The sequence below is a fragment of the Phascolarctobacterium sp. genome (assembly GCF_030531065.1).
Classification (GTDB): domain Bacteria; phylum Bacillota; class Negativicutes; order Acidaminococcales; family Acidaminococcaceae; genus Phascolarctobacterium_A.
Map to the genome: position 1 here is coordinate 34,864 of NZ_JAUNOQ010000002.1, position 12,128 is coordinate 46,991.

The 12,128-nt window shown below is 51.8% G+C and carries 13 protein-coding genes; all 13 read right to left on the minus strand.

Annotated features, from left to right (window positions below; all coding sequences use genetic code 11):
- Positions 1 to 39: 39 nt before the first annotated feature.
- Positions 40 to 816 carry an ABC transporter ATP-binding protein gene (locus Q4E64_RS01395; RefSeq protein ID WP_303165873.1) on the minus strand — a complete coding sequence of 259 codons (777 nt, stop codon included), beginning with the start codon at positions 814 to 816 and terminating at the stop codon, positions 40 to 42.
- Positions 806 to 1,810, minus strand: coding sequence for an iron ABC transporter permease (locus Q4E64_RS01400; protein WP_303165874.1), 1,005 nt, complete (start codon positions 1,808 to 1,810; stop codon positions 806 to 808). Before Q4E64_RS01400 ends, Q4E64_RS01395 begins: the two co-directional genes overlap by 11 nt.
- Before the next feature lie 3 nt (positions 1,811 to 1,813).
- On the minus strand, positions 1,814 to 2,788 hold the full coding sequence (locus tag Q4E64_RS01405) for an ABC transporter substrate-binding protein (RefSeq protein WP_303165875.1): 975 nt from the start codon (positions 2,786 to 2,788) through the stop codon (positions 1,814 to 1,816).
- A 32-nt stretch (positions 2,789 to 2,820) separates the two neighbouring features.
- Positions 2,821 to 3,633, minus strand: a complete 813-nt coding sequence (locus tag Q4E64_RS01410) for an energy transducer TonB (RefSeq protein ID WP_303165876.1) — start codon at positions 3,631 to 3,633, stop codon at positions 2,821 to 2,823.
- A 1-nt stretch (position 3,634) separates the two neighbouring features.
- Entirely contained in the window at positions 3,635 to 4,042 is a 408-nt protein-coding gene (locus tag Q4E64_RS01415) for a biopolymer transporter ExbD (protein WP_303165877.1), read from the minus strand.
- Entirely contained in the window at positions 4,029 to 4,658 is a 630-nt protein-coding gene (locus tag Q4E64_RS01420; RefSeq protein ID WP_303165878.1) for a MotA/TolQ/ExbB proton channel family protein, read from the minus strand. Before Q4E64_RS01420 ends, Q4E64_RS01415 begins: the two co-directional genes overlap by 14 nt.
- A gap of 102 nt (positions 4,659 to 4,760) precedes the next feature.
- Complete coding sequence (locus tag Q4E64_RS01425; protein WP_303165879.1) at positions 4,761 to 6,860, minus strand: TonB-dependent siderophore receptor; 2,100 nt, start codon at positions 6,858 to 6,860, stop codon at positions 4,761 to 4,763.
- A 429-nt stretch (positions 6,861 to 7,289) separates the two neighbouring features.
- On the minus strand, positions 7,290 to 7,811 hold the full coding sequence (locus Q4E64_RS01430; protein WP_303165880.1) for a nitroreductase: 522 nt from the start codon (positions 7,809 to 7,811) through the stop codon (positions 7,290 to 7,292).
- A 13-nt stretch (positions 7,812 to 7,824) separates the two neighbouring features.
- Positions 7,825 to 8,178: an arsenate reductase family protein gene (locus Q4E64_RS01435; protein ID WP_303165881.1), complete on the minus strand. Its 354-nt coding sequence runs from the start codon at positions 8,176 to 8,178 to the stop codon at positions 7,825 to 7,827.
- A 40-nt stretch (positions 8,179 to 8,218) separates the two neighbouring features.
- Positions 8,219 to 9,382 (minus strand): S41 family peptidase, encoded by a 1,164-nt coding sequence (locus tag Q4E64_RS01440; protein WP_303165882.1) that lies wholly within the window; start codon positions 9,380 to 9,382, stop codon positions 8,219 to 8,221.
- Between the two features lie 19 nt (positions 9,383 to 9,401).
- Positions 9,402 to 10,547: a murein hydrolase activator EnvC gene (locus Q4E64_RS01445; protein ID WP_303165883.1), complete on the minus strand. Its 1,146-nt coding sequence runs from the start codon at positions 10,545 to 10,547 to the stop codon at positions 9,402 to 9,404.
- 15 nt (positions 10,548 to 10,562) lie between these two features.
- On the minus strand, positions 10,563 to 11,450 hold the full coding sequence (ftsX, locus tag Q4E64_RS01450) for a permease-like cell division protein FtsX (RefSeq protein WP_303165884.1): 888 nt from the start codon (positions 11,448 to 11,450) through the stop codon (positions 10,563 to 10,565).
- Complete coding sequence (gene ftsE, locus Q4E64_RS01455) at positions 11,440 to 12,126, minus strand: cell division ATP-binding protein FtsE (protein ID WP_303165885.1); 687 nt, start codon at positions 12,124 to 12,126, stop codon at positions 11,440 to 11,442. Before ftsE ends, ftsX begins: the two co-directional genes overlap by 11 nt.
- Positions 12,127 to 12,128: the final 2 nt, after the last annotated feature.

Below are 12,128 nucleotides of genomic sequence, written 5' to 3' on the forward strand. Positions count from 1 at the left end.
TGCCCGCCTTAGAAAGCAAAGCAGAGCCGCGCGCCGACGCTACAGCTCCTTAAATGCCAGCACAGGCTTGCTGCGTCCCGGAACACGGATAATATCGCATTCTACATTATAGACCTCCCGCAGCATTTTAGAGGTAATAACCTCGTCGGGAGCGCCTTCGCTGTATTTGCGTCCATTCTTAATAACGATAATTTTATCGCTGACCTCCAGGGCCTGGCTTAAATCGTGCAGCACCATCACTACGCCGATACCGGCCTCCTGGTTCAGCTTTTTCACTAAGCGCATGGTTTCCTGCTGATGAGCTATATCCAAATAGGTAGTAGGCTCGTCCAAAAATAAAATTTCCGGCTGCTGCGCCAGCACCGTGGCAATCCACACTCTTTGCGCTTCGCCGCCGCTGCAGCCGTTGATGGATTTATTGCGCAGCTCCCAGGTACCCGTAGCCTTTAAAGCCCATTCCACTATTTTATCGTCCGCGGCCTTGTTTTTTTCGTACCATTTTTGGTAAGGCACGCGGCCGTAGCCCACTAAATCCTTAACCTTAAAATCCGGAGGAGCGCTGTGCTTTTGCGGCAGCACGCCAATATAACGGGCCAGGGTTTTAGCCTCAATCTTTTTGATTTCTTCGCCGTTAAGATAAACTGCGCCCTTAGTATATTTCAGCAGGCGCGTCAAAGCCTTCAGCACCGTGGATTTGCCGCTGCCGTTAGGGCCGATGATAGTGGTGATTTCACCCTTGCAGACGGTTATATCAAATTCGGGGACGATGACGCAGCCTTCATAGCCTATTTCCAGCTTCGTTCCTTTAACTTCCACTTACTCTGCCCTTCTTTCTCAGCATATACAGGAAAAACGGTCCGCCGGTAGCCGCCATAACGATACCGACAGGAATTTCCATGCCGCTGATCAGCGTGCGTCCCAGGGTGTCGGCCGCCAGCAGCAGCACCGCGCCCAGCAGCGTGCTGACAGGCAGCAGCGCTTTATAGTCCGAACCCACCAGCATGCGGGCGATATGGGGCACTACCAAGCCGATAAAGCCTATCATACCGGCCACGGCCACAGTAGAAGCCGCTAAAAAAGCGCCCACTGCCGATAAAAACACCCGCACCCAGCTGACGTTAACGCCCAGACTGGTAGCCATTTCGTCGCCCAGCTGCAAAATATTGGCGCTTTTAATGCAGCACAGGCCTAAAATAATGCCCACGCTGGAATAAGCGGTAATAACGTAAATCTGCTGCCAGTTGCAGCCGGACAGGCTGCCGTTCATAAAGGCCAGCACATTAGCCAGATTATCGGAATTAAGCATCTGCAAAAAAGCGTTATAAGCGCCCAATACCGTGTTGATGGCCACGCCGGATAAAATTATTCTGACCGGGTCCACGCCGTCATGCCAGGCCATAACGTAAATCAGCACGCAAGCCAGCGCCGCGCCGCCAAAAGCAAACAAGGGCACTGCCGCCAGCATGGACGGAAACAGCAGCAGCACCGTAGTGGCCGCCGTAGCCGCACCGGCAGACACGCCGATAATGCCGGGATCCGCCAGCGGATTGCGCATAACTGCCTGCAGCAGCGCGCCGGCAACCGCTAAACAGGCGCCCACCTCGATAGCCATAATGAGCCGCGGCAGGCGCAGATTATATACTACTACATGAATTGGCCCGCGCTCCTCGTACAGCAAGGCGTTGATAATCTGCGGCACGCTGTAATCGGCGCTGCCAATGCTCAATGCCAGCAGCGATAAAGCCGCCAGTACGGCCAGCAGCGCCATGCAGACGGCGCTGACCTTTAATACATTTATATCACGTTTCATAGCTTACAGCTTTCTTTGCTCCAGCGTATCGATCAAATGATTGATATCGTCGATAACGTCGATGCCGGTGCTGACAACATATTTAGAGGACAGATAAACCACGTTGCCCTCGCGGATAGCCTTAATCTGCTGCCAGTATTCCAGGCTGGCGGCAAAATCTGCTTCCATAGCCTTCTGGTGGTCCGCAGGGTTGGGCGCTGCGCCGACGCATACCAGCAGGTCGGGCTCGTAACTGATGGCCTGCTCCTTATCCAACATAACCATGCGGCTCTTATCGTTGCTGTAAACATTCTTATAGCCCAGCATCGTCAACATACTTCCCAAATTGGCGTCCTTGGTCTGGATGAAATGACGCGGAGGCGCAGATTGCAACACCATCACGGTTTTATCCTTATTGGCCTCGCGTTTAGCGGCCATGCGCTCGTCCAGCTTTTTAAAACGCTCGCTGATAGCCTGCGCACCCTTGCTGTCCTTGCCGAAAGCGTCGATAAGGGCGTTGGTCAAATTCTTAACGGATTGATAGTCCACCATCGGGCCTGCGTCCACATAATAAACGGGAATATTTTGCTTTTCCAGCAGCTGGCCGTATTTATCCTTAGCGTAATAGCCCACCATAACTAAATCAGGCTCCAAGGCTACTACTTTTTCAATATCAAAATTATCCTGCATCGCTACGGTAAACTGCTGGGCGTTTTTCGCCAAATCCTCCGGCCATTTCATAATGCCGGTTTTAGGAACTCCCACCTGCGTCACGCCGATTTCATGCAGCGCCAACACGGGAGTAATGGTCAAAGAAACCACGCACTGCGGGCGCTGCTTCAGCACCAGCGGTTCCTTAAAGCCCTTGGCCTGCATGGAAGCCGGATAGTTAAGCGTTACCTTGCCGCCGCTTTCCTTAGCCTTATTATCGCTGCCGCAGCCTGCCGCCAGCATCAGCGCCATAAGCAGGCAGCCCATAAGCATAAATATTTTTTTCATCTTACGCCTCCTTCTATTCTCTATGATCGCCGTTACCGGTCAAGTCTGAACCTGATAGGAATATCCCAGTAGCAGCGCACCTTCTGGCCGCTGCCGTTTTTAGCGCTGGTAAAGCGCCACTGCCTGCACGCGCGGATAGCCGAATTATCCAAAGCGCTGCTGCCGGAGGATTTCATCAGGGTAACCTCCTCCACCTTGCCGTCGGTGCCAATCAGCAGGCGCAGTACGGAAACGCCGTCAATATTAGCCTGCCGCTGATATTCCGGATACACCGGACTCACGCTGTAAACCACCCGCGGCGGCACCGCCGGTTGGCGCACAATGCCGCTGCCCGGCCCGACGCCGCTGCCAATGCCCGTACCGTGGCCGCTGCCATGACCGCCGCCGCTACCGCTGCCGCTTCCGGGGCCGGTGCCGCTGCCCGTGCCCGTACCGTGCCCGCTGCCATGGCCGCCGCCCGTGCCAGTGCCGCTGCCGCCCTTAACCTTGGCCGCCGCGCCCTCCTTAGGCATGGCCGCAGGCTTAGGCGTAGCTTTCCTAGGCCTTTCAGCAGCAAGCTCCCGTCGGCTTTCCGCGTAGCTGATTTCATCGCCAGTGAGGGAAGCAGCTTCTTTCTCCAACGCCGCAGCCTCTTCAACCTCGACGTCAGTTTCCTGTCCGCCGCCACCGCCGCCTCCTCCGCCGCCGGAGAAAAACATAACCTCGGTAACGTCGCTGGCATGATGCTGCTGCATAAACACGCCCGACAGGCTCAGCACAATAAACAATATAAAATGAATGACCAGCGAGCTGAAAAAGCCAAACCGCTCCCTAGCCTTGGCTTGCAAAAGATTGGCCTTTTTCATCTTATTTACCGCCGTCCGTAGCTAAGCCAAATCGGCTCACGCCCGCGCCTTTCAGCTTATCTACCAATTCGATCACCCTGCCGTATTCCAGCCCCTTTTCTGCCCGGATAACCACAGCAAAGGACGGATTGTTTTTCTGCTCCATACGCGCCTGCATCACCAGCGAATTGATATCCGTCTGCGCGTCGCCCAAATAAACGCTGCCGTCGGCCTTCATGGTCACGGCAAAGGTGGTCGATGTATCGGTCGACGCATTCTGCGCCTGCGGCAGCTTAACCGGGATGGTTTTCAAATCCACCATGTACATAGTGCTGAGCATAAAGAAAACCAGCAGGAAGAACATAATGTCGATCATGGGAATGATATTTAATTCCGGAACCTTGTGCGACCGCACATCACGCAACTTCATGCTGCTCGCTCCTTGCTTCCGCCTCCAGCAATGCGCTGAAGCACTGCTCCATATCTGTAATCATATTGTCCAGCCAGTGATTGAAATAGGAATGGGCGCACAACGACAAAATCGCCACGCACAAGCCCGTCGCCGTAGCGATCAGCGCTTCGCCGATACCGCCGGTAATCGCCAGCGGCGCGCCTGCTTCCAGATTAAAAATACTGAAAGCGCCTATCATGCCCACGATGGTGCCCAAAAGGCCCAGCAGCGGCGACATGGTAACGATAATGCTCAAATAGTCCAGCTTATTGCGCAGCTGCGCCAGTAAAATGCCTGCCTGACCTTCCAGGTAAGCGCTCTTGACGGCCCGACCGCCTTCCATCTGTGCGGCGGCGCACAAAATTCTGGCGCACTCGCCGTCGGCATTCTTGGCAAAGGCCGTAGCCTCGTGTACGCCCTTAGTCAGCACCGTGCTGCAATAGGAGCGGACAAAAGCGCTGCCGCTGTCGCTGGCCTTATAGAACAAAAACCGCTCGACCGCAATGCTGATTACAGCTATGGAGCAGGCTAATAACGGCCACATGACCAGCCCGCCCTTATGAAAATACATGATTGTCGCTTGAATTGCTTCCATAATTTGTTACCTTTCTCCCGCCAATTTTAAAGGACGCCGCAACCGGCAGCACCGGCTGCGGCATTTGAGTTTGAAAATCTTAATTGCTTGCGCACTTCCGAATTAGAAAGTCATTTCTGCGCCCACACGCCAGGTACGACCATAAATATCATAAGAATGAGTATCGTCCACAGTGAACGTCTTATCAAAGATATTATCGAGCGCTGCAAAAATGCGTAAATTCTTATTGATTTGCTTATTAACCGCAAAATTCAACGTGCCGTAGGTGTAATTATTATTGTAAACAGTGCTGCTCATACCGCTGGTACCGCCGCCCTGATACAAATAATCGATGTACCACTTAGCCCACAAAGTCATTGTCAAAGGATTTTCTTTAGCGTCGCTATAAGTCAGCTGCAACGTAGCGGTTTCTTTTGCTTTGTTATTCAAACGGCTATCGTCGCTCTTATCCTTAGCATCTAAATATTCAAAAGTACCTTTGAGACCCCAATGCTTATCAAACTGACGTCCGAGCATAAATTCAACGCCGTTAATCTGCGCTTCGTCCACATTGACATATTGCGAAACTGTCTGACCACCGCCCGAAGAAAGGATTTGCGAATCAATCAAATTCGTTACTTTATTATTGAAGTAAGTAATTTTGCCGTAGGTATTATCTTTCTCAGCTTCGTAACTGATATCCCAGCTGGTTGCTTCTTCCGGCTCCAAATCCGGGTTGCCGTATACGTTGACGATACCGCCGCCCATAGAGCGATGCATTGCCATATACAATTCGCTAATGGTGGGAGCTTTAAAGCTCTTACCCCAGTTAGCCTTCACGCGGCTATTATTGTTCAGCATATATGTCGCGCCGATTTTAGGAGTAGTTTCTCCTCCAAAGGAGCTATCGTGGTCATAGCGCAAAGCAGGAATAATATATAGTTTATCGTTGACCTGCCATTGGTCTTGAACGTATAAGGAATAAGTGTCAACATCTTTTTCAGAGTAATACTTGCTTACGCCGTTTTGGCTTACGCTATGGACTTTATCGCCGCCGTCGCCCAAACGAGTACCCTCGCCCGTAGTGCTGCGATATTCTGCGCCGTAAGTCAAAGTGTGTTTGTCGTCCAGCTTTTGGCTATTACGTCCTTCAATACCGTAAATAGTATATTTGGAATTATCCCAATCGTATTTAGGATAAGCCGACCCCATCATGTTTTCTAAAGAGACCATGCCCATTACGGGTCCCATAAATAATGTAGGGAACGTTTCTCGATTATTGTACTGCCTGTTCTCTTTCTCTAAGCGACTATAAAAAGCTCGCAACATATAATCGTTCTTTTCATCTCTCCCATTAAAGCCAAGACTGTAATCATATCTTTTATAATCATACCACTCTACATTATCTTTTTTTGTATCAAGTGTAATTCCTCGATATGTGTATGAAGCATCTGCATACTTTGCTTTAGAATGTTCATTGTAATAACCTAAATCTAAAGTAATTTCTTTATCTTTCCCTACTTCATATGCGCCCTTAAAATTAAACTCCTGACGTGGGCCGTATAAATTGCTACCGCCGCTGCCGTTATTATATTCGCGCACATTATTAAAACGCATATCAAAGTTGCCTTTGAATTTGCCTTGCTTGCCTAAATTGAAATTATACCAGTTGTCTATTTCCGTCGTACCGGTAGAAACGCCAACAGTAGTGCTTGGCGTATCTGAATTTTTAGTGATAATATTGATAACGCCGCCCAAAGCGTCGGAACCGTACATAGCGGAAGCCGCGCCACGGATAATTTCAATGCGTTCAATATTACTCAAACTCATACGGGATAAAGCGTATACGTTTTGCGTAACGCTGGTATCTTCGCCAGCCATACGCTTACCGTCTACCAAAATCAAAGTGTGGTTAGTGCTCATACCGCGAATCTGCACTTGATTGCCGGCCATACCGCTATTGGAAAGGTTCAAACTGTCGGACAAACTCAAAGCGTTAAGTACATTAGTAGCGCCCAAGGCTTGCATTTTTTCTTCGGTAACAACCTGCACTGCCATAGGCACTTTCTTTTCTTCCAGCGGCGTCTTTGTCGCCGTTACCACGAACTCCTCGCCGCCGTAAATATCGAGGTCTCCTGCTTCAGCGGCAAAGCCGCTGTTGGCAATGGCGCTGCAAACGCACAGTGCCAGCAATGCCGCTTTCTTCTTACTCAATCTTTTCACAAAAACATCTCCTTACGCAAAGTAATTTTTGGTATATTAGGAACCGCCGCAAAGTTAGTTTTAACTAACCCTACCACAGCACGAAATATCAATTTTGCATTTGCAGCCCCCTCCACAAAGCTTCTGGCGGAAGAATGCCTATTTCCCTCTATTATCCCTTTGCTATCCTTGTATTTATGTTAGATGCAGCTAACTTCATAGAGTAATTATCCTACACTAACATCATTTTGTCAATATTTTTTCACACGAGCGACAAAAGGATGAGAGCAAATGGGCAAAAAAAATCCGGGAGCAGCAACTCCCGGATTTTCAGACTGTGAAAAAGCCTGTTTTTCTCTTTGATATAACCCTAAAAAATCAGACTTTAGTATACATAGCAATCAGTAGGTTTCTACGTATAGACAGCCTTTTAGCTAACTATATCAATAGCTACTTCACATAGTAAACATAATCGGCCTTACGCGGATGCGCCTTAGGCTGCGGCCCGGCAGGATAACCGATTATGCAGTGGCCGATGCCCTCGTATTCGCCCTCTACGCCCCATTTGCGCAGCAGCTCCTTGCCCTCCGGCGATTCAAACTCCTGCTTAGCGCGGTGTATCCAGCAGCTGCCCAAGCCCAAGGCATGAGCGGCCAGCATTAAATTACCCATTACCAGGCTGCCGTCGTAAACGCGGTGCGGACTATCCAAACGGGCCAGCACTACCAAAACCACCGGCGCGCCGTAAAAAGTATCGGACTTGACGCCCATAATCTCACGGTTCATACGAGCCAGCTGGTCGCGGGTTGCTTTATCCGTTACCGCTACAATAATAGCCGACTGCTTGCCATGCCCGCTGGCGGCGAAAGTGCCCGCCTCCACAATCTGCTCGATTAACTCCGGCGGCACCATGTCCGGCTTATACTGCCGCACGCTGCGGCGCTCCTTAATAGCCTGCAAAACCTCATTCATAAGTAAGACCTCCTTATAATCCTTTGGCTTCGTATTCCGCCTGCTTAAAGCCTACCAGCACCGAGCCGTCGTTCTGCACTACGATAGGCCGCTTGACCAGCATACCGTCGGTAGCCAACAGCTGCAGCTGCTCGTCCTCGCTCATAGCTGCCAGCTTATCCTTCAAGCCCAGCACCTTGTACAAATTGCCGCTGGTATTAAAGAAACGCTTCAAGGGCAAGCCGCTGGCCTTGTACCACGCCTGCAATTCCGCCAGCGTCGGCTTATTCTCTTTAATATCGCGTTTAGTAAAAGCTGCGCCTTTACCGATTAAATATTGCTCGGCCTTTTTGCAGGTTCCGCATTTAGGATAACAAATAAACAGCATCTTCACACCTCGTTTCTTACATCAAGCGCTGACGGCAGCATCACTCCTGCTCCCGCAGCGTCTTTTTTAAATAGTCCACAGCCGCCTCCAGCTGTACGTCCTTAACGGCGTTTTCCGGCAGCTCCACTACCTCGTCCGGCTCGATGCCCACGTTATGAATGGACACTCCGGAAGGCGTATAATATTTAGCTACGGTAATCTTCACCGCCGTGCCGCTGTCCAGCCGGTACACGGACTGCACGCTGCCCTTGCCAAAGGTCTTGACGCCGAACAGCCTGCCGGACCTGGTATCCTTAATCGCTCCGGCCACAATCTCGGAAGCGCTGGCGCTGCCGTGATCCACCAGCACCGCCAGTGGATACTTAACCTTGTCCAGGGAAGATTTTTCCACGTATTTATTACCGGCCTTATCCACTACGGACACGATGGGACCCTTAGGCACCAGCATGCCTGCTACCGCCACGCCGGCGTCCAGAATACCGCCGGGATTGCCGCGCAAATCCAGCACCAAAGCCTGCATCCCCTGCTGCTCCAGCTTTTGGTATTCCTTGGCAAAATCTGCGCCCGTATTTTCGTTAAACACCGCCACGCGGATATAGCCGATTTTGGTATCGGGTACAAATTGTCCGCCCACCGACGGATTTTTGATTTCCTTACGCATTACGCGCACCTTGCGCAGCCGGCCCTCCTTATCCTTCAGCTCCAGCAGCACCTCCGTGCCCTGCTGGCCGCGGATGCTGTTGGCCACCTGCTCCATATTCATGCTGCGCGTAGGCTGCTCGTCCACCGCCGTAATGATATCGCCGCTCTTAATGCCAGCCAGCGCGCCGGGGTTATCCGGCAACGCCGAAATGACGATATAATCGTCGCCGCGCTTGCCAAAAACGATGCCGATGCCGCCGAAGGTACCGTCGGTTATTTCGTTGAGCTGCTGAAAATCCTTGCGGTTAAGATATACCGTATAGGGATCGCCTACGCCCTCAACCATGCCCTTAATGGCTCCTTCAAACAGCGTATGGTTATCCACGTCGCCGTTATAATGATTTTTCAGCAATTGCATCGTCCGCAAAAAGCGCACCGATTCAGAAGCGCTGCCAGTTATTCTTTCCAGCAGCACGCCCTCCGCGCAGAGCAGCGACGCCGCCGTCAGCACCGCCGTAGCCGCGCAGCAGGCAGCCAGCTGCCATGTTCTTTTACTTAACAATTTTGCGCCTCCACTTTTATTAAGGTAAGTAATCCAAGGGCTCCGTCACCTCGCCGTGCAGGCGCACCTCAAAGTGGCAATGGGGTCCGGTGGAATAGCCAGTACTGCCCGCATAGGCAATAACTGTGCCCTTGTTTACATACTGGCCTTCGTTGACATTCAAGCCCTGATTATGACCATACAGCGTTACCAGACCGCCGCCATGATCAATCATGACGCAGTAGCCGTAACCGCCCAGCCAGCCGCTGTACACTACGGTACCGGAATCGGCGGCATAAATCGGCGTGCCGTAATCCACGGCAATATCCATACCGCTGTGATATTTAGTCGTGCCAAAAATAGGATGGGTGCGCCAGCCGTAATACGAAGTAATTTCGCCGCGGCAGGGCCACATAAAGCGTCCGGTGCCACCGCTGTCGGCAGCCGCTCCGCCGCCGCTGGCTTCCATATTACGCAGCATAGCCGCGATATTTTCGCTGATCGCCAATAAACGATCGTATTCGTACTGGCTTTGCTGCTCTTCCTCCTGCGCCGCATACAAAATATGCGCGCGCTGTTCTTTCAGCTTATTGACCCTGGCGGTTTTATTTTCCAGCTCCGCCTCGGCGGCCTTAATCTCCTTCATGGAAGCTTCCAGCTGCGTCTGACGGGTATTGATTTCTTCTTCATCCTTTTTCAGCTGCTCCAAAAGCTCTATATCGCTGCTGATAATTTTTTGCAGCAAATACATGCGTGAGGAAAAATCGCTGAAGTCCTTCGCGCCTAAAAGCACGTCCAGATAATTTATCTGACCGTTGATATAAATAGCCCGCAAGCGTTTGCGGTAAACCTCCAGACGCCGCTCTTGCTCCTGTTTCTTTTTCGCCAGCTGCGCCTGATTTTCGTCGATAATTTGCTGCAGCCCGTCGCGCTTTTTCCGCAGCTCGTTAGTGCGTCCCTGCAAATCGTTAAGGTCGCCCATAATATTCTGCAATTCGGCGTTAGCAGCCTCCGCGCGCTGGCGCGCCGCCTCCTTGCGCACCTGCATTTCCTGCATCTGCGCCTGCACCGAGCTCAGCTCCGCCCGCTTATCGTCCGCCGCGTCAGCCAGGCACCAGGCCCCGTAAACAGGCAGCAGCGCCAGAAGCAAGGCCAGCGCAGCATGCGCCAAGTATTTTTTACGCATATACCCGGCCTCCCTTTAAACGCGCAAAAACTTGCGCAGGGAAATATAGCTGCCCAGCGCGCCGATGCCCGTGCCTGCCGCCAGCAAAAACAGCGTCACATAACCCAGCAGCGGGGAAGGCGGCAGCAGCGGCAGAAAGGCCAGCGTAGCGTGAATGCGGTCCAGCAGCGCCGAATAAATACTGTTGATAAAGAACGACGCCAGAACAGCGCCGAAAAAGCCCAGCGTCATGCCCTCCAGCAAAAAGGGCCAGCGAATGAACCAGTCCGTTGCGCCCACATATTTCATAATTACTACTTCCTTGCGCCGGGCAAAAACCGTCAGGCGAATGGTATTACTGATAATGAACAGCGTGGCCATGGCCAAAAAGATAATCAGCACCACGCCGCCAAAGCGCAGAATTCTCGTCAGCTGGAACAAATGCTCCACTACCTCCTGCCCGAACTTAGCCGTCTCCACCTTGGGCAGCTGGCCTATCAGCGGCGTAATCGTCTTAATCCGCTCCGGGCTATCCACCTGTACGTCAAAGGAATTGGGAAAAGGGTTGTCCTTGCCCAAACTGTTGAGCAGCTGCTCCTGGTCGCCCAGGCGCTCCTTAAAGCGCTCTAAGGCCTGCTCCTTGCTGATGGGCGTTACCTTAACCACACCGGGCATTTTCTGCAGCTGCTCTCTGACGCTCGTCAGCTCGTCGGCGGCAGCGTCGTCCTGCATATACACGGATACCTGCACCTGGCTTTCCAGATATTTCGCCAGATTATTAGTATTCAAAAAAATCAGCAGGAACATTCCCAAAACCAGCAGGGACACGGCCACAGTGGAAATGGAAGCGAAGCTCATAAAACCGTTGCGACGAATGGATTTATACGTCTCCTTGATAAAATATTCCTTCGTACTAAAGCTCATAGCCGTAAACTCCTTCGTGTTCGTCGCGCACAATACGTCCCTTTTCGATAGCGATAACCCGCTTGCCCATAGCGTCCACTACCTCCTTATCATGGGTAGCCATGACGATGGTCGTGCCGGTAGCGTTGATTTCCTTAAAGATTTCCATAATATCCCAGCTGGTTTCCGGGTCCAGATTCCCCGTCGGCTCGTCGGCAATAACCAGCAGCGGGTCGTTGACTATAGCCCTGGCAATAGCGATGCGCTGCTGCTCGCCGCCGCTCAGCTCGTTGGGATAGGCGTCGGAGCGATGGCGCAGGCCTACTAAATCCAGCACGTTTAAAACCTGCCGCTTTATTTTGCGGTGCGGCGCTTCGATTACCTGCATGGCGAAAGCCACGTTTTCATAAACCGTGCGGTCGGGCAGCAGGCGGTAATCCTGAAAGATAATGCCCAGCTGACGCCGCATATAGGGAATTTCCTTAGGCGTCAGCGCCATAATATCCGTGCCATTGACAAAAATGCTGCCCGTAGTAGGCAAAACCTCACGGAACAGCATTTTGATAAAGGTAGATTTACCGGCGCCGCTGGGCCCGACAACAAAAACAAATTCGCCTGGTTCTATATGTACATTGACATCCTGCAAGGCTACGGACCCGCTGGGGTACACCTTGCTCACATCCGTCATTATCAGCATGC

What these genes read in the sequence shown, in the direction of transcription:
- Q4E64_RS01400 (WP_303165874.1), bottom strand. Translation starts at nt 1,810, where the DNA reads ATGAAACGTGATATAAATGTATTAAAGGTCAGCGCCGTCTGCATGGCG.
- Q4E64_RS01405 (WP_303165875.1), bottom strand. Translation starts at nt 2,788, where the DNA reads ATGAAAAAAATATTTATGCTTATGGGCTGCCTGCTTATGGCGCTGATG.
- Q4E64_RS01410 (WP_303165876.1), bottom strand. Translation starts at nt 3,633, where the DNA reads ATGAAAAAGGCCAATCTTTTGCAAGCCAAGGCTAGGGAGCGGTTTGGC.
- Q4E64_RS01415 (WP_303165877.1), bottom strand. Translation starts at nt 4,042, where the DNA reads ATGAAGTTGCGTGATGTGCGGTCGCACAAGGTTCCGGAATTAAATATC.
- Q4E64_RS01420 (WP_303165878.1), bottom strand. Translation starts at nt 4,658, where the DNA reads ATGGAAGCAATTCAAGCGACAATCATGTATTTTCATAAGGGCGGGCTG.
- Q4E64_RS01430 (WP_303165880.1), bottom strand. Translation starts at nt 7,811, where the DNA reads ATGAATGAGGTTTTGCAGGCTATTAAGGAGCGCCGCAGCGTGCGGCAG.
- Q4E64_RS01435 (WP_303165881.1), bottom strand. Translation starts at nt 8,178, where the DNA reads ATGCTGTTTATTTGTTATCCTAAATGCGGAACCTGCAAAAAGGCCGAG.
- Q4E64_RS01445 (WP_303165883.1), bottom strand. Translation starts at nt 10,547, where the DNA reads ATGCGTAAAAAATACTTGGCGCATGCTGCGCTGGCCTTGCTTCTGGCG.
- ftsX (WP_303165884.1), bottom strand. Translation starts at nt 11,450, where the DNA reads ATGAGCTTTAGTACGAAGGAATATTTTATCAAGGAGACGTATAAATCC.
- ftsE (WP_303165885.1), bottom strand. Translation starts at nt 12,126, where the DNA reads ATGCTGATAATGACGGATGTGAGCAAGGTGTACCCCAGCGGGTCCGTA.